Origin of the sequence: Parabacteroides sp. AF19-14 (assembly GCF_003635485.1) — a bacterium.
In the GTDB taxonomy this organism is placed as follows: Bacteria; Bacteroidota; Bacteroidia; order Bacteroidales; family Tannerellaceae; genus Parabacteroides; species Parabacteroides distasonis.
The window spans coordinates 204,543-221,259 of sequence record NZ_QTMJ01000004.1 but is presented as its reverse complement, the minus strand read 5'-3'; the positions used below and the strand labels follow the sequence as shown (position 1 = coordinate 221,259).

Below are 16,717 nucleotides of genomic sequence, written 5' to 3'. Positions count from 1 at the left end.
ATACGAGATATCGATGGAAAAAGACAGTAAAATATTTGTTGCCGGTCACCGGGGCTTGGTAGGCTCCGCCATCCTGAATAATTTGCGTAGCAAAGGGTATACGAACTTCCTGCTTCGTACGCATGCGGAACTGGATCTGACGGATCAAGCCGCTGTGAACGAGTTCTTTGCAGCCGAGCGGCCGGACTATGTGTTCTTGTCGGCGGCGCACGTCGGCGGTATCATGGCGAACAGTCTGTACCGTGCCGATTTTATCTACAATAATTTGATGATCCAGAATAATGTCATTCATGCCTCTTGGAAAAACAATGTAAAGAAATTATTATTCTTGGGAAGCACCTGCATCTATCCTCGTGGGGCTCCGCAGCCGATGCCGGAGGATTGCTTGCTGACATCTCCCTTGGAATATTCCAACGAACCTTATGCGATCGCCAAGATAGCGGGTATCAAGATGTGCGAGAGTTACAACCTGCAATACGGTACGAACTATATCGCCGTGATGCCTACTAACCTCTACGGGCCGAATGATAATTTCAATCTGGAGACCTCGCATGTGTTGCCTGCCATGATCCGTAAGATCCATTTGGCGAAATGCCTGCATGCGGGAGATTGGGAGGCCTTGCGTAAGGATATGGACATTCGTCCGGTAGAGGGCGTGTCTGGGAAGGCCTCCGAGCCGGAGATACTCTCCGTATTGGATAAACAGGGTATCCGTCCGGGCGAGGTGGAGCTGTGGGGAACCGGCAAGCCGCTTCGTGAGTTTTTATGGAGCGAGGAGATGGCCGACGCTTCTGTTTATATCATGGAACACGTGGATTTCGAGGATGTCCGCCAGAAGGAGGGCGAGGTCCGGAATACACATATTAATATAGGTACGGGTATCGAGCTTTCGATCCGTGAGGTCGCCGAACTGATCCGGCGAGAGATCGGGTTCGAGGGCGAGTTGAGGTTTAACTCGTCCAAGCCGGACGGTACACTTCGTAAGCTGACGGATGTAAGCAAGTTGCATGCCTTGGGTTGGCGCCATACGATCGAGATCGAGGAGGGCGTGAAGCGACTCTATGAATGGTACTTGGAAATTGAAAAATGAGAATTGAAAATTGAAAATTAGAGAAATGGGCAAAGTAGCGTTAATAACGGGTATTACGGGACAGGATGGGGCTTATCTTACTGAGTTCTTGATCAAGAAAGGATATACGGTACATGGTATCAAGCGTCGTTCTTCCATGTTCAATACGGATCGTATCGATCATTTGTATCAAGACCCGCATGTGGAAAACCGTAATTTGATTCTGCATTATGGCGATTTAACGGATAGTTTGAATCTTACACGTATCATTGGCGAGGTTCAACCGGATGAGATCTATAATCTGGCCGCCATGAGCCATGTAAAAGTAAGTTTCGACACTCCCGAATATACGGCGAATGCGGATGGTTTGGGCGTATTGCGTATCCTAGAGGCGGTCCGCTTGCTGAACTTGATCCCGAAGACACGTATTTATCAGGCATCTACATCTGAGTTGTATGGCTTGGTGCAAGAGGTGCCGCAGAGGGAGACTACTCCTTTCTATCCGAGAAGCCCTTATGCCGTAGCGAAACTATACGGTTACTGGATTACGGTGAATTACAGGGAAGCCTATCATATGCACGCTTCCAATGGCATCTTGTTTAATCACGAGTCTCCATTAAGGGGAGAAACATTCGTGACCCGTAAGGTAACCCGGGCGGTTTCACGTATCGTTTTGGGTATGCAAAAAAAGGTTTATATGGGTAATCTTTCCTCCAAACGGGATTGGGGACACGCAAAAGATTACGTGCGTGCCATGTACGCTATTTTGCAACAAGATGAACCCTCGGATTATGTCATAGCTACCGGGATTACTACAACGATTCGGGACTTTATCCGTATGGCTTTTGAGGAAATTGGCGTGGGAATCCGCTTTAAAGGAGAAGGGATAGACGAGGTTGCTATCTTAGAGTCGATAGACGAGGGGTTGTTCGTCAAGAAGGTTGGTGATGCCTATCTGGAAAACTTTAAGAAACGTGTGGGTGAGGAAGTTGTAGGAGTAGATCCGCAGTATTTCCGCCCTACGGAAGTAGAGTTGCTGATCGGTGACGCTACGAAGGCACGTACTCGTTTAGGGTGGGAACCGGAGTATTCATTAGCGGCTTTAATTGAGGATATGATGAAGAACGATATAAAACTAATGAAGAAGGAGTCTTATCTGAAAGAGGGGGGATATAAAATTTTGAACTATTTCGAGTGAGTTCGAAACAATTTGAAGATTTTATTTGTTGTAATTACAAAAAGAGTTAATTTTGTGTCAATTTTAAGATATTAGGTAATTGATTGTTTAATTAAAATGTTGAAAATATGAAGACTAAGGTTTTACTTTTAGCTTTGTTATCAGGTTTTGTATTCTCTGTGGCAGCACAGGAATATCAACCGCAGGTGGGGTTCAGCAATGAGGCTGGTTATAAGACTAATTTCAAGAAGAATAAAGCTCGCGACAATTGGTTTATTTCAATTGCGGGTGGAGCCAGCGTATTGTTAGGAGACCAAAATGGAGAGGCTGATTTCAAGAATCGTTTAAACTTCGCTCCACAAGTATCTTTTGGTAAGTGGTTTAATCCGTATTTAGGATTCCGTACCCAGTTAAATGGTGGTATTATCCACGGTTTTGAAGGTGATGGCGCACAGTTTATGCAACATAATAAATATGTAGCCGCTCACGTAGATTTGTTGTGGGATGTTACTAACTTCTGGGCTCCTTACAGAGAATCTAAAGTGTTCCGCTTGATTCCTTGGGTCGGTTTTGGTTATGCGCAGCGTTTCAAGACTACAGAGTCTTATGATCGTCCAAGAACGGAGTCTCCTACGTTGAACGCTGGTATCTTAACCGCTTTCCGTTTGAGCAAACGTGTTGATTTGAATGTTGAGATCCAAGGTTCTTTGTTGAACGAGCAGTTTAACCGTGTCGAGATGAATCACCTGACAGATGGTATCGTTCAGTTGAGCGCTGGTTTGACATTCAAATTGGGTAAGACAGACTTCGAGGTATTGGAGCCGATGGATTACGCTTTGTTGAACGACTTGAACGGCCAGATCAACTCTTTGCGTGCTGCTAACGATGAGTTGAGCAAACGTCCGGTTTCTTGCCCTGAGTGCCAAGAGACAGTTACTGAAGTTGTAAATAACTACGTTGACAATGTGGTTTATTTCCGCATCAACAGCGCTAAGATCGACAAGAACCAGCAGATCAATATCTATAACACAGCTGAGTTCATGAAGAACAACAACGCTCCGATCAAGGTAGTTGGTTACGCTGACAAGAAGACGGGTACTTCTGATTATAACATGGGTCTTTCTGAGAAACGTGCTAGAGCGGTCGCTAAGGAACTTATCGATAAATACGGTATCTCTTCTAGCCAGATCACTATCGAGTGGAGAGGTTCGGACGAACAACCTTATGGCGAAAATAGCTGGAACCGTGTAGTAATTATGAGCGCTAATAATTAATTTACGAATTAATACTTTAAAAAGGCCGTACTTCTAAGTGCGGCCTTTTTTTTGCGCCGAAAAATACTTACTTTTGTGAGAATTTATCGAATTGCTATGATATTGAACAAAAAACATGGTTATTTAATCCAATGGCTGATTGGTGTAGGAGATTTGATCGTATTGAATCTCTTGTTTATGGCCGTTTTTCATCTGCTTGGCCCGAAATACACGGAAGCGATATCCTATAATTTGAGAGAGGTTATTTTGTTATTGAATTTCTGTTATTTCTTCTCTTTATATTTTATCCCGATTCAATTGCATCAGGCGGTCGTGTTTATCGACAAGATTGTGCAACGGGCGTTCGGATTGGTTACCGTACTTATCTTTTTATTCGCTACTTGCTTGATCTTCTTGAATGTAGGGGATATTCTGGCTACCTTCCTCTTGGTCTATTACGGGGTTTCTATCATCTTGTTTTCGCTTTGGCGGGTTTTTGTGCGCTTATCCTTAAAGTTTTATAGGCGAAAAGGCTATAACTTTAAGAAGGTGGTGATTGTGGGTGCGGGAAAGAATGGTATGGAGCTTTACCAAGTTATGAAAGATGATTTGAGCTATGGGTTTAGTGTAAAGGGGTTCTTTGATGACAATGACTCGTTGAAAGACGTTTTACCTAATTATTTGGGTAAGACGAGTGAGGTGGAAGCGTATGTGCTGGAGCATGATATCGATGAGATTTATTGTACCTTGCCGGGTACGAACAACGGAAAGATCGTACGGCTTCTGAATTTCGCCGAGAAGAAGATGGTGCGTTTCTATATCGTGCCCGAGTTTTACCGGGATGTAAAGAAGAGTATGGTGATGGAGGTGATGGAATCGATCCCATTGCTGACGGTCCGCCGGGAGCCTTTGCAATCCGCCTATAACCGGTTCTTGAAACGGACGTTCGATATATTTTTCTCTTTGGTGATTTTGCTCACGATTTATCCGATCCTGTACATCGTGGTCGGTATAATGATCAAGTTAAGCTCACCCGGCCCGATCTTGTTTAAGCAGAAACGTACGGGATTGTATGGGCATGACTTCGAATGTTTCAAATTTCGTACGATGAAGGTGAATGCGCAGGCTGATACCTTGCAGGCCGTTAAGAACGATCCTCGGAAGACCCGGATCGGCGATTTCTTGCGCCGGACGAATCTGGATGAGTTCCCTCAGTTCGTGAACGTCTTGCTGGGCGATATGTCCGTGGTAGGCCCTCGTCCGCATATGTTGAAGCATACCGAGCAGTACTCGGCGTTGATCGATAAGTATATGGTGCGGCATTTGGTGAAACCGGGAGTAACGGGGTGGGCGCAAGTCACCGGTTACCGGGGTGAGACCAAGACGCTGGAGCAGATGGAAGGACGTGTGAAGAGAGATGTGTGGTATATAGAGAATTGGACGTTTTTCCTTGATTTAAAGATTATTGTGGTTACGGTACTGAATATGTTCAAGGGAGAGAAGAATGCGTATTAATCCGATTTGTTGCACACTTTTTGCGGATTTGTGTAATCTGTATTTATATTTATGCTATATTCGCGCTCGATGGGAAGAATAATTGCAATAGATTACGGCCGGAAACGTACGGGGATAGCCGCTACGGATATTTTACAAATGATCGCTAACGGCGTGGCGACAGTCCCAAGTGGAGAGGTTGTGAAATACCTGTCGGATTACATATCGCGGGAACCGGTGGATTTATTTGTGGTCGGGCTTCCGAAGCAAATGAACAATGAGCCTTCTGAGAACATGAAGTATGTGGAGGCGTTCGTGACCCATCTGAAAAGGACGATACCAAGTATCCCGGTAACTTATTACGACGAGCGGTTCACGTCGGTCTTAGCTCATAAGGCCATGTTGGAAGGCGGTTTAAAGAAAAAGAAACGGCAAGATAAAGGATTGGTCGATGAGATTAGCGCCGTTATTATTTTGCAAGCTTATTTAGAAAGTAAAAAATATCAGTTATAACTTATGATTTTACCCGTATTTTTATATGGTCAGCCCGTACTAAGAAAAGAGGCTGAGGATGTACCTAAAGATTATCCCGACTTGAAACAGTTGGTTGCCAATATGTTTGAAACGATGTATAATGCCGATGGGGTAGGACTTGCCGCTCCTCAGGTGGGCTTGTCTATCCGTTTGGTGGTTATAGACGGTGATGTGATGGGAGATGACTTCCCTGAATGCAAGGGTTTCAAGCGTGCGTTGATTAATCCCGAGTTCTTGGAACGTAGCGAGGAGGAAATAGCTATGGAGGAAGGCTGCTTGAGCCTGCCGGGTATACACGAGAAAGTGTCTCGCTCGAAAACGGTTCGTGTGAGATATTGGGATGAGAATTGGGAGGAGCACGAGGAAGTGGTGGAAGGTTTCGCCGCCCGTATTGTGCAGCATGAGTGCGAGCATCTGACGGGGCATGTCTTTATCGACAATGTCTCCGCTATTCGCCGTCAATTGAACAAAGGCAAATTAAATAGTATTATTAAAGGGACGGTTCGTTGCTCTTACCGGGCAAAAGCCGTTGGTAAATAATAAATCTATAAATAATCAATATGACAGATTTAAGTAAAAACATTGAGGCCCTCAGGGAAAAGAAAGCCGTTATCGAGATGGGCGGTGGTGAGGCTGCTATCGAAAAGCAGGTGGCGATGGGTAAGCTTACTGCCCGGGAGCGTATCTTGGCTTTGTTGGATAAGAACTCTTTCCATGAGTATGACATGTTCGTGAAACACGATGGCCGTGATTTCGGTATGGAGAAGAAGGTTCTGCCGGGTGATGGTGTGGTTACCGGTACGGGTACGATCTTTGGTGCCCCGGTTTGCATCTATGCGCAGGACTTTACGGTTGCCGGTGGTTCGTTAGGTTTGCAGCATGCTCGTAAGATCACCAAGATCATGGATCATGCGTTGAAGATGAAATGTCCGATCATCGGAATCAATGACTCGGGTGGCGCGCGTATCCAAGAAGGTGTTGGTGCTTTGGCTGGTTATGGTGAAATATTCTATCGCAATACGATCGCCTCGGGCGTGATCCCTCAGATTTCCTTGATCCTCGGTCCTTGTGCCGGTGGTGCCGTTTATTCTCCGGCGTTGACGGACTTCGTGTTTGTGGTTGAGAACATCTCTAAGATGTTTATCACGGGACCGAACGTTATCAAGACCGTGCTGGGTGAGGATATCTCTATGGAAGACCTTGGTGGCGCACGTGTTCATGCGGAGACTACAGGTAACGCTCATTTCTATGCCTTGAGCGAGCAAGAATGTTTCGATCAGGTGAAACGTTTGGTTAGCTTCATCCCTTGGAATAATCAGGAGCGTGCGAAAGTGGTTGAGCCGAAAGAGCCGTCTGCTATGCTGAATATCGAGCAAGTAGTTCCGGCGGACCCGAAACAACCGTATGATGTGCGAGACGTTATCAGATGTATCGTCGATGACTCGGACTTCTTGGAGATTCAAGAGTTGTGGGCCGCTAATATTGTGATCGGTTTTGGTCGTATGGCAGGAGAAACGGTAGGTTTCGTTGCCAATCAACCGATGGTTTTGGCCGGCGTGCTTGATTGTGATAGCGCTGACAAGGCCGCTCGTTTCATCCGTTTCTGCGACTCATTCAATATTCCTATCATCACGTTGGAGGATATGCCGGGTTATCTGCCGGGCGTAGATCAAGAGCATGCGGGTGTGATTCGTCATGGGGCTAAGGTTCTGTATGCGTATTCGGAAGCTACTGTTCCTAAGATCACGGTTATCTTGCGCAAGGCGTACGGTGGAGGTTATATAGCTATGAACTCCCGTCACTTGGGCGCTGACTTCATGTTCGCTTGGCCGAGCGCGGAGATCGCTGTTATGGGTCCGGAAGGCGCAGCTAACATCATATTCCGCAAGGAGATCATGGAGGCGGAAGATCAGAACGCTATGCGTCAGGAGAAGGTGAAAGAATATATCGAGAAATTCGCGAACCCGTACGTGGCGGCTTCCAAGGGATTTATCGACTCTGTGATCGAACCGAAAGAAACCCGTTCATTATTGCTACACGCACTGAAGCTTTCCATTCTAAAAGAGGAATACAGACCGGCCAAGAAGCATGGTTTGCCTCCGTTCTAAATTGATGAGAGTATGGAAAAGAAACACCAGCAAGAAGAATATGTAGACTTTGTGGTGACGGCACGTAAATATAAGACGTTGCTGACAGCGAAGTATAAGAGCCGACCGATGTGGCATAAGCCGTCGGCTGGTGACGTGGTTTCTCATCTTCCCGGAACGATTATCAAGATTATGGTAGAGGAAGGACAGGCTGTGGAGGCCGGGCAACTTCTGCTAATCCATGAGGCGATGAAAATGCAGAACCGGGTGGTCGCTCCCATATCGGGAGTCGTTGTCGAGCTCAATGTAAAAGAAGGTGATAAGATAACGAAGAATCATTTAATGGTAAAAATAGAGTCTAAGTAAGATAATTTACTTATTTTTGCCTCTCAATCATTTTTAATAGGATGAAGAAGGCAACACTCTTTTTGATATTACAGATATTTACGATTTCGCTTTTTGCGCAGATTAATACGGACCGTGTATTGGCCATTGGTAGGAACGCCCTTTATTTTGAGGATTATGTTCTTTCCATTCAGTACTTCAATCAGGTTATCAAATCCAAACCTTGGTTGGCGGAACCCTATTTTTATCGTGCGGTGGCGAAGATAAATCTGGACGATTTTAAGGGGGCCGAGGAAGACTGTACTTTATGTCTTCAGCGGAACCCTTTTTTAACGCAAGCGTATTACGCTCGCGGCATCGCCCGTCAAAGTCAGGAGAAATACGACGAGGCGATCGACGATTACCAGAAAGGACTTGAGTTCAAACCCGAGGACCGGCAGATGCTGGTGAATATGGCGGTGGCTTTTATCCAGAAAAAAGACTACAACGGGGCGGAGAAGACATTCGATGATTTAATGACCGCCCATCCGAAATATTCCATGAATTATATGACACGGGGCGCTATGTATCTGGAGAAAGGGGATACGTTGAAAGCCTTGGCCGATTATAATAAGGCGATCGAGATGGATCCTTATTATGCGCCGGCGTATGGCAATCGTGCGATCCTTCATTATCAAATGGATGATTACAAGGACGCTTTGGCCGATTTGAACGAGGCTCTACGTCTGGATACCCGTGAGAGCGGATATTATATTAACCGGGGGCTAGTTCGTTATCAGATGAATGACTTGAGAGGTGCGATGGCCGATTACGATCAGGTGATCAGCATGGATAGCCGGAACTTGATCGCACGGTTCAACCGAGGTTTGCTTCGGTTCCAAGTCGGGGATAATAACCGGGCTATCGAGGACTTTGATGTCGTTATCCAGCAAGAGCCAGATAACTATATGGCTTATTACAACCGTGCGTTGCTCCGTTTCGAGACGGGCGACTACCGGGGGGCCGTGCAGGATTACGACGTGGTCTTGAAGCAATATCCTACTTTCCTGCCGGGCTTTGTGAGCCGTTCGGAAGCAAAGCGTAAGCTGGGGGATAACGTGGGGGCAGACCGTGATTATTGGGCAGCCATAAAGATGGAGGAGCAGGCCAAGAACGGACAGCTCCCGAAGACATCGTCTTCTGGCTCCAATACGGCGGTGAACGGAGATGCCAAGGCGGACGATTCGGAGGAGAATACTCGTGAGCAATCCGATAAGAATATCAATAAGTTCAACCGCTTGGTGGTATACGATAAGGAGCAGGAGCGTAAAAGTAAATACCAAAGTGAGGTCCGTGGGCGTGTACAAGACCGGAATGTCCATGTGGATCTGGAACCCCAGTTTGTCTTGACCTATTACGAGAAGGCGGATCCCGTAAAGAAACTTGTTTATTACGACAAGATGGTGGAGGATTACAATGGCCAGATGGTCTTGAAGCGTAAATTGCGTATCACGAACGAGGAGGCCGCTTTGACTGAGGACCAAATCGCCGTGCATTTCGCCTCCATCGACGAGTATTCGGCGGAGATCGAGCGTGATCCGAACAACGCTAACGCTTATTTTGGCCGTGCGATGGACTTCATGTTGGTGCAGGATTTCTCGGAGGCGATCAAGAATTTCTCGGAAGCGATCGAGCGAGACCCGTCGTTCACGATGGCTTATTTCAATCGTGCCGTGGAACGTTATAAGCAATTGATGTACACCCAATCCCAGCAGGCTAGCAAGGATACGTACGACTTGAGTGGCTCGGGAATGAACTTGAATATTGGTAAGTCCGCACAGTCGCAGGTAAACGCCAACACCTCGGTGGACCTCCGGAGCGCTATGCTGAAGGATAATAAGCGAGCCTATGAGCATGAGCAGATCATGAGGGATTACGATATGGTGATCAAGCTGAACCCGGGTTTTGTGTACGCTTACTTTAACCGTGCGAATCTGCGTTGCGCCCAGCGTGATTTCCGTGCCGCTATCGTTGATTATAACGAGGCGATCGAGCGGGACCCTGAATTTGCCGAGGCTTACTACAATCGTGGGTTAGCCCGTCTGTCGCAAGGTGACGTGAACCGGGGCATCGCCGACTTGAGCAAGGCAGGGGAATTGGGTATCTACAACGCCTATAGTATCATCAAGCGAATGACAAGCCGGTGATAACGCAAATTATTCGAGTTAAATGTTTCGCTGATAGAAAAGAAATATTAACTTTGTGGGCTGAATATAAAGAATTTTAGAGAATAGAATATGATAAAGATTACATTTCCGGACAATTCCGTAAGAGAATATGCAAAGGGAACGACTGCTATGCAGATAGCGGAAAGCATTAGTTCTCGTTTGGCACAGGAAGTCCTAGCCGCAAGCGTGAATGGGGAGGTTTGGGACTTAAGCCGTCCTATCAACGACGACGCTACGGTGAAACTTTTGAAGTGGGAAGACGAGGAAGGTAAACATGCGTTCTGGCATTCCAGCGCTCACCTTATGGCAGAGGCTTTGCAGGAATTATATCCGGGTATTAAATTCGGTATCGGTCCGGCGATCGAGAACGGTTTCTATTATGACGTGGATCCGGGTGAGGCCGTGATCAAAGAGGGTGATTTCGCTGCTATCGAGGCTAAGATGCTTGAGCTGGTAGCCAAGAAAGAAGAGATCAAACGTCAGGACATTACCAAGGCGGATGCCATGAAGATGTTCGGCGATAGAGGTGAAGAGTATAAAACAGAGCTTATCAGTGAGTTGGAAGACGGTACGATCACTACCTATACGCAGGGTTCTTTTACGGACTTGTGTAGAGGGCCGCACTTACCGAATACCTCTTATCTGAAAGCTGTCAAGATATTGAGCGTAGCCGGCGCTTATTGGCGTGGCGATGAGAAACGCAAGCAATTGGTTCGTTTGTATGGTATCACTTTCCCGAAAAAGAAGATGTTGGATGAGTATCTGACATTGTTGGAGGAGGCCAAGAAACGTGACCACCGTAAGATCGGTAAGGAGATGGACTTGTTCATGTTCTCCGATACGGTAGGTAAGGGCTTACCGATGTGGTTGCCGAAAGGTACCGCCTTGCGTTTGCGTCTGCAAGAGTTCTTGCGTCGTATCCAAGCTCGTTATAATTATCAAGAGGTAATGTGTCCGCCGATCGGTAATAAATTATTGTATATTACCTCCGGCCACTACGCTAAATACGGAAAGGATTCTTTCCAACCGATCCATACACCTGAGGAGGGTGAGGAATACTTCTTGAAACCGATGAACTGTCCTCATCACTGTATGATCTATAAAAACTCTCCTCGTTCGTATAAGGACCTGCCGTTGCGTCTCGCTGAGTTCGGTACGGTTTGCCGGTATGAACAGAGCGGAGAGTTGCACGGATTGACCCGTGTACGTAGCTTTACGCAGGATGATGCTCATATTTTCTGCCGCCCCGATCAGGTAAAGCAGGAATTCTTGAACGTAATGGACATCATCTCGATCGTATTCAAGACGATGAATTTCGAGAACTTCGAGGCTCAGATCTCCTTGCGTGACAAGGTGAACCGTGAGAAATATATCGGTAGCGACGAGAATTGGGAGAAGGCTGAGCAAGCGATTGTAGAGGCTTGTGAGGAAAAAGGCTTGAAAGCTAAGATCGAATATGGAGAGGCCGCTTTCTACGGTCCGAAACTCGACTTCATGGTGAAAGACGCTATCGGCCGCCGTTGGCAGTTAGGTACGATTCAGGTAGACTATAACTTACCGGAACGTTTCCAATTGGAATATACGGGTGCCGACAACCAGAAGCACCGTCCGGTTATGATTCACCGTGCGCCGTTCGGTTCCATGGAACGGTTCGTTGCCGTATTGATCGAGCACACCGCCGGAAAGTTCCCGTTGTGGTTGACTCCGGAGCAGGTATGTATCATGCCGATCAGCGAGAAGTTTAATGATTACGCTTGGCAAATCGCACGTGAGTTGGGTAATCAGGAAATTCGTGCTATCGTAGATGACCGAAATGAGAAGATCGGTCGTAAAATTCGTGACAATGAATTGAAAAGAATCCCTTATATGCTCATCGTTGGAGAAAAAGAAGCAGAAAATGGTGAAGTTTCTGTAAGAAAACAGGGCGAAGGTGATAAAGGTTCGATGAAAATTGCTACCTTTGCAGCGCTTTTGAATGGCGAGGTAGAGGAAATGATGAATCGCTGGCAAAAAAGTAATGATTAAATAACTAATAACGAGGAGAATAAATCTTTTTGAATGAAGAATGACAATCTGAAAGAACAGTATAGAATCAACGAACGTATTCGTGTTCGTGAAGTTCGTTTAGTAGGTGACAATATTGAGACGGGTGTTTATCCGATCGCTCAAGCGCTGAAAATAGCGGAAGAGCAGGGGATGGATCTAGTCGAGATTTCACCAAATGCTGCGCCCCCCGTTTGTAGAGTAATCGACTACCAGAAATTCCTCTATCAGCAAAAAAAGCGTCAGAAAGAGCAAAAAGCGAAATCTGTGAAAGTGGTCGTGAAGGAGATTCGTTTCGGGCCTCAGACTGATGATCATGATTACAATTTTAAATTGAAGCACGCTAAGGGATTTTTGGAGGAAGGTTCGAAGGTCAAAGCCTACGTGTTCTTTAAAGGCCGTTCTATCCTTTTCAAGGAACAGGGAGAAGTCCTGCTGCTTCGTTTTGCCAACGATTTGGAGGATTATGGAAAAGTAGAGCAGTTGCCGGTATTGGAGGGAAAACGTATGATTATCATGCTTACTCCGAAGAAAGCGGGCACTGGTTCAGCCCCGGCTGCGGCCGCAGCTCCGAAAGTTGTAAAGAAAGTGATCACGACACCTAAGCCTAAAAGCGAGGGTGATAAGAAAACAGAAGAATAAAATCCGTCCCTGATAGAAGGGAGGTTAAGTTTAATAATTAAAATATAATTGGAAAATGCCTAAGATGAAGACTAATTCCGGTGCCAAAAAGAGGTTCGCCCTTACCGGATCAGGAAAGATCAAAAGAAAACACGCTTTTAAGAGTCATATCTTAACAAAGAAGACTAAGAAGCAAAAGAGAAATCTTACTCACACGGGTTTGGTAGCTAGTGTTGACGTAAGCAACGTAAAGCAGATGCTTTGCATGAAGTAATCTTTATTCATTAAGCGAGTTTTATAACGATTTTTATTAACCGAATGCATTTAGCAATCAAGTTCATCCTAAGAGATGACGCTAACATTCAAAACAGATTAGAATTATGCCTAGATCAGTAAATCATGTTGCTTCAAGAGCAAAAAGAAAACGGATTTTAAAACTAACCCGTGGTTATTATGGTGCACGTAAGAACGTTTGGACCGTAGCGAAGAATACATGGGAAAAAGGTTTGACTTATGCTTTCCGCGACCGTCGTAACAAGAAACGCAATTTCCGTGCTTTGTGGATTCAGCGTATCAACGCTGCCGCTCGTATGGAAGGTTTGTCTTACTCTCGCCTAATGGGTGCTTTGCACGCTGCCGGTATCGAGATCAACCGTAAGGTTTTGGCAGACTTGGCCGTTAACCATCCGGAAGCATTCAAGGCTATCGTAGCTAAAGTAAAATAAGATTTTTGCTATATAGTTAATAAAGAGCCTCCCCGAAAAGGAGGCTCTTTTTTTGTTGTTTTTGTTTGGTTATGTCGATACGATTACATATCTTTGTAACAAGAAAAAGATAAACAGGGAATGAGTTAAGCCGCACTTGTTCGATTGGGAAACTCATCAGTTTATTTTAATTCCGAGACATAGCTCTTGTCGCCAATGGCGGGCCGCGCCCTTCGGGGTATGCTTAGCACGGCGGATTACAAAGGTGGCAAAGCACTCAAATCCTGTCATACGGAGTTTGTTCACATCTACAGTGCGGCTTTTTCAAATAGGGAAGAGGATCTTTAATTAGATTCTCTTCTTTTTTATGCGGTTCACGCAGGTAGTCTCGTTAGCTCATATAAGTAGTCTTCTGAGGATAAAGTGAATTATTTTGAAAATAAATTAGGTTTTATAGTTGGTAATCCAAAAAGAATGCTTTCCTTTGTACCAACAAACAAAAGATAGTTTGTCTTGCTCTTTATCTTCGAGTTTCTATTCTCAGTAATGATAATATATTCTTCTAGAAATCGATCTTCACTAACATCACTTGTTTTATTATTAATTTATTTTTAATTTTTTTCGTATGAATATTTACATTGGAAACTTGAGTTATCGAGTAAGAGAGTCTGATTTGCAACAAGTATTAGAAGAGTATGGTGTTGTTGATTCAGTAAAGTTAATTGTTGATCGTGATACTAGACGTTCTAAGGGTTTTGCTTTCGCTGAAATGCCTAACGTAGACGAGGCTCAAAAAGCTATCGAGGAATTAAACCAAGCTGAGTACGAAGGTCGTCAGATGGTTGTAAAAGAAGCAATTCCTAGACGTTAATTTTAGAAGATATACATCTTAAAATAACTCTGAAGCGGGGAGACGATAGTCTTTCCGCTTTTTTGATATTGTCTATTATTGTTGTATATTTACGCACCAAGAATAACACAACTAAAAAATAAGTATTATGACGTTGCCAAAACGGTCTTACATGAAAGTAACCGGACTTGCTCTCGCTTGCTCCTCGCTACTTTTTTCCTGTGTTCCCAAGGAGGTTCCGCAGGTGAATTTAATCCCTAAGCCGGCCCATATCGAGGTGACTGGCGGTTATTTCAAAGTAGATAGTAATCTCATATTCGGGAATGATCAATCGGGTACGATCCGTTACGTGGTCGATGAGTCTTTCAATGGCGGAAATCCGGAGGGATATGCGTTGAACGTGACCAAGAAGGGGATCGAGTTGAGAGCCGCCTCTAAATCCGGATTGTTTTACGGGGAACAAACGTTGCGCCAGCTGTATACGTCGAAAGGGATTCCTTGCGTATCGATCCAAGATAATCCCCGTTTCCCGTATCGTGGCTTGCATCTGGATGTCTCCCGTCATTTCTTCCCGAAAGAGGAGGTGATGAAGTTATTGAACGTCATGTCTTATTATAAATTGAATACGCTTCATATGCATTTGACGGATGCCGGTGGTTGGCGTATCCAGATGGATAAATACCCGAAACTGACTACGGACGTGGCTTTCCGTACGGAATCCGATTGGCAGAAATGGTGGGATGGAAAGGATCGCAAGTATCTGCCGGAAGGAACTCCGGGGGCATATGGCGGTTATTTTACGAAAGAAGATATCCGTGAGATCGTGGATTACGCTACGGCTCGGCATATTAATATAATACCGGAAATCGAATTCCCGGGGCATTCGGACGAGGTGTTCGTGGCGTACCCGGAGTTGAGTTGTGCCGGTAAACCTTATACGACGGGTGATTTCTGCATCGGCAACGAGAAATCGTTTACGTTCATGGAGGATGTATTGTCCGAGGTGATCGAGTTGTTCCCTTCCGAATATATCCATATCGGGGGAGACGAGGCCGGGAAGGGAGCTTGGAAGACCTGCCCGAAATGTCAAGGCTTGATGCGCCGGAATGGGATGAAGGACGTGGATGAGTTGCAGAGCTATATGATTCATCGTGCCGAGGAATTCCTGATTTCCAAAGGCCGCAAATTGATCGGTTGGGATGAGATTCTGGAAGGGGGTTTGGCTCCGGAGGCTACCGTCATGTCTTGGCGGGGCGAGGAAGGGGGAATCAAGTCCGCTCGCATGGGACACGACGTGGTCATGACACCGGGTGGTTATATGTATTTCGATTTCTATCAAGCCGATCCGAAGACACAGCCGTATGCCATCGGCGGTTATACGCCGATCAAGCGGGCGTACAGTTATAATCCAGTGCCTGTGGATTCGTTGACTGCCGAGGAAAGTAAGCATATCCTAGGGGTACAGGCGAATACATGGACGGAGTATATCAAGGATGAGAAGCATCTGGAGTATATGATGTTCCCTCGTGCCTTGGCGGTCGCCGAGATCGGATGGACTCCGCAAGAGGATCGTAGTTGGGAGGATTTTAAGCCTCGTATGAATGCGAATATCCCGGTTCTGCAACGGATGGGTATCAATACGTTCACGCTCTCGGACGAGATCGAGACCACGATGGAGGTAGATACCTTGCGGCGAGAGATCAAGGTCATGTTGGATGCGGAGAAATATCCGGCGGAGATACGTTACACGACAGACGGCTCTATTCCCGCCGCCTCTTCCCGGGTCTATAACGGCCCGATCGTGGTGAAAGACTCCGCTGATATCAAGGCCGCTATCTTCCGTGACGGGCAGCTTCAAGGAACGCCTACCGAGAAGAAGGTGGATTATCACCGGGGTATCAATAAGCCTATACATTATAATAGTAAGCTGTATAGCGGTTATATGGCGGGTGGCATGAACGCCTTGCTGGACGGCTACAGGGGAGGCTTGACTTATCTGGACGGTCGTTGGCAGGGTTATTTGAATGACTTGGATTGCGTGGTGGACATGGGCGAGGTGACGGATATCCATAAGGTATCGTCCCGCTTTATGCAATTGATCGGCCCGGGCGTGTACCAACCGGGAGAGGTGGAGTTGCTGACATCGGAAGACGGGGAGAGCTATATCTCGCAGGGAGTTATCCCTACTACGATATCCAATACGGATAAAGACCTGTCTTTTCAGGAATATACGTTTAACGGCGATTGGAAAGCCCGTTATATCCGTATCAAGGCAAAAGAGGCAAATAAGGGTTTCATCTTTACGGATGAGATCGTGATCTGGTAAGTATGAA

The 16,717-nt window shown here is 45.9% G+C and carries 15 protein-coding genes; all 15 read left to right on the top strand.

The window, feature by feature from the left end:
• The first annotated feature begins 13 nt into the window (after positions 1 to 13).
• The 15 genes from DWX33_RS05900 to DWX33_RS05825 all read left to right on the top strand — a co-directional run bounded on the left by DWX33_RS05900 (position 14) and on the right by DWX33_RS05825 (position 16,710).
• The gene (locus tag DWX33_RS05900) at positions 14 to 1,090 is read left to right on the top strand and encodes a GDP-L-fucose synthase (protein WP_121962064.1); all 1,077 of its coding nucleotides are present in this window, start codon (positions 14 to 16) and stop codon (positions 1,088 to 1,090) included.
• 25 nt (positions 1,091 to 1,115) lie between these two features.
• A complete protein-coding gene (gene gmd, locus DWX33_RS05895) occupies positions 1,116 to 2,267 on the top strand; it encodes a GDP-mannose 4,6-dehydratase (protein WP_005862995.1) in 1,152 nt (383 codons plus the stop codon).
• A gap of 107 nt (positions 2,268 to 2,374) precedes the next feature.
• A complete protein-coding gene (locus DWX33_RS05890; RefSeq protein WP_005857701.1) occupies positions 2,375 to 3,520 on the top strand; it encodes an OmpA family protein in 1,146 nt (381 codons plus the stop codon).
• A 96-nt stretch (positions 3,521 to 3,616) separates the two neighbouring features.
• On the top strand, positions 3,617 to 5,014 hold the full coding sequence (locus tag DWX33_RS05885; RefSeq protein WP_005862993.1) for an undecaprenyl-phosphate glucose phosphotransferase: 1,398 nt from the start codon (positions 3,617 to 3,619) through the stop codon (positions 5,012 to 5,014).
• 69 nt (positions 5,015 to 5,083) lie between these two features.
• The gene (gene ruvX, locus DWX33_RS05880; RefSeq protein ID WP_008772415.1) at positions 5,084 to 5,506 is read left to right on the top strand and encodes a Holliday junction resolvase RuvX; all 423 of its coding nucleotides are present in this window, start codon (positions 5,084 to 5,086) and stop codon (positions 5,504 to 5,506) included.
• A gap of 3 nt (positions 5,507 to 5,509) precedes the next feature.
• Entirely contained in the window at positions 5,510 to 6,067 is a 558-nt protein-coding gene (gene def, locus DWX33_RS05875) for a peptide deformylase (RefSeq protein WP_005857695.1), read from the top strand.
• Positions 6,068 to 6,087: 20 nt separating this feature from the next.
• On the top strand, positions 6,088 to 7,635 hold the full coding sequence (locus tag DWX33_RS05870; protein WP_005857693.1) for an acyl-CoA carboxylase subunit beta: 1,548 nt from the start codon (positions 6,088 to 6,090) through the stop codon (positions 7,633 to 7,635).
• Positions 7,636 to 7,647: 12 nt separating this feature from the next.
• On the top strand, positions 7,648 to 7,980 hold the full coding sequence (locus DWX33_RS05865) for an acetyl-CoA carboxylase biotin carboxyl carrier protein subunit (protein ID WP_005857691.1): 333 nt from the start codon (positions 7,648 to 7,650) through the stop codon (positions 7,978 to 7,980).
• 41 nt (positions 7,981 to 8,021) lie between these two features.
• Positions 8,022 to 10,145 carry a tetratricopeptide repeat protein gene (locus DWX33_RS05860; RefSeq protein ID WP_036650911.1) on the top strand — a complete coding sequence of 708 codons (2,124 nt, stop codon included), beginning with the start codon at positions 8,022 to 8,024 and terminating at the stop codon, positions 10,143 to 10,145.
• 90 nt (positions 10,146 to 10,235) lie between these two features.
• A complete protein-coding gene (gene thrS / locus DWX33_RS05855) occupies positions 10,236 to 12,191 on the top strand; it encodes a threonine--tRNA ligase (RefSeq protein WP_005857688.1) in 1,956 nt (651 codons plus the stop codon).
• Between the two features lie 33 nt (positions 12,192 to 12,224).
• Positions 12,225 to 12,851, top strand: coding sequence for a translation initiation factor IF-3 (gene infC / locus DWX33_RS05850; protein WP_008779711.1), 627 nt, complete (start codon positions 12,225 to 12,227; stop codon positions 12,849 to 12,851).
• Positions 12,852 to 12,906: 55 nt separating this feature from the next.
• Complete coding sequence (gene rpmI / locus DWX33_RS05845; RefSeq protein WP_005857684.1) at positions 12,907 to 13,104, top strand: 50S ribosomal protein L35; 198 nt, start codon at positions 12,907 to 12,909, stop codon at positions 13,102 to 13,104.
• A 106-nt stretch (positions 13,105 to 13,210) separates the two neighbouring features.
• Complete coding sequence (gene rplT / locus DWX33_RS05840) at positions 13,211 to 13,555, top strand: 50S ribosomal protein L20 (protein WP_005857682.1); 345 nt, start codon at positions 13,211 to 13,213, stop codon at positions 13,553 to 13,555.
• A 604-nt stretch (positions 13,556 to 14,159) separates the two neighbouring features.
• Positions 14,160 to 14,405, top strand: a complete 246-nt coding sequence (locus tag DWX33_RS05830; RefSeq protein WP_005862983.1) for an RNA-binding protein — start codon at positions 14,160 to 14,162, stop codon at positions 14,403 to 14,405.
• Positions 14,406 to 14,532: 127 nt separating this feature from the next.
• Positions 14,533 to 16,710, top strand: coding sequence for a family 20 glycosylhydrolase (locus DWX33_RS05825; RefSeq protein ID WP_048928231.1), 2,178 nt, complete (start codon positions 14,533 to 14,535; stop codon positions 16,708 to 16,710).
• Positions 16,711 to 16,717: the final 7 nt, after the last annotated feature.

Excerpts from the sequence above, each read along its gene's own strand:
- rplT (WP_005857682.1), top strand. The coding sequence starts at position 13,211 with ATGCCTAGATCAGTAAATCATGTTGCTTCAAGAGCAAAAAGAAAACGG.
- DWX33_RS05900 (WP_121962064.1), top strand. The coding sequence starts at position 14 with ATGGAAAAAGACAGTAAAATATTTGTTGCCGGTCACCGGGGCTTGGTA.
- DWX33_RS05830 (WP_005862983.1), top strand. The coding sequence starts at position 14,160 with ATGAATATTTACATTGGAAACTTGAGTTATCGAGTAAGAGAGTCTGAT.
- thrS (WP_005857688.1), top strand. The coding sequence starts at position 10,236 with ATGATAAAGATTACATTTCCGGACAATTCCGTAAGAGAATATGCAAAG.
- DWX33_RS05870 (WP_005857693.1), top strand. The coding sequence starts at position 6,088 with ATGACAGATTTAAGTAAAAACATTGAGGCCCTCAGGGAAAAGAAAGCC.
- rpmI (WP_005857684.1), top strand. The coding sequence starts at position 12,907 with ATGCCTAAGATGAAGACTAATTCCGGTGCCAAAAAGAGGTTCGCCCTT.
- DWX33_RS05885 (WP_005862993.1), top strand. The coding sequence starts at position 3,617 with ATGATATTGAACAAAAAACATGGTTATTTAATCCAATGGCTGATTGGT.
- infC (WP_008779711.1), top strand. The coding sequence starts at position 12,225 with ATGAAGAATGACAATCTGAAAGAACAGTATAGAATCAACGAACGTATT.
- DWX33_RS05890 (WP_005857701.1), top strand. The coding sequence starts at position 2,375 with ATGAAGACTAAGGTTTTACTTTTAGCTTTGTTATCAGGTTTTGTATTC.
- DWX33_RS05860 (WP_036650911.1), top strand. The coding sequence starts at position 8,022 with ATGAAGAAGGCAACACTCTTTTTGATATTACAGATATTTACGATTTCG.
- DWX33_RS05865 (WP_005857691.1), top strand. The coding sequence starts at position 7,648 with ATGGAAAAGAAACACCAGCAAGAAGAATATGTAGACTTTGTGGTGACG.
- ruvX (WP_008772415.1), top strand. The coding sequence starts at position 5,084 with ATGGGAAGAATAATTGCAATAGATTACGGCCGGAAACGTACGGGGATA.
- gmd (WP_005862995.1), top strand. The coding sequence starts at position 1,116 with ATGGGCAAAGTAGCGTTAATAACGGGTATTACGGGACAGGATGGGGCT.
- def (WP_005857695.1), top strand. The coding sequence starts at position 5,510 with ATGATTTTACCCGTATTTTTATATGGTCAGCCCGTACTAAGAAAAGAG.
- DWX33_RS05825 (WP_048928231.1), top strand. The coding sequence starts at position 14,533 with ATGACGTTGCCAAAACGGTCTTACATGAAAGTAACCGGACTTGCTCTC.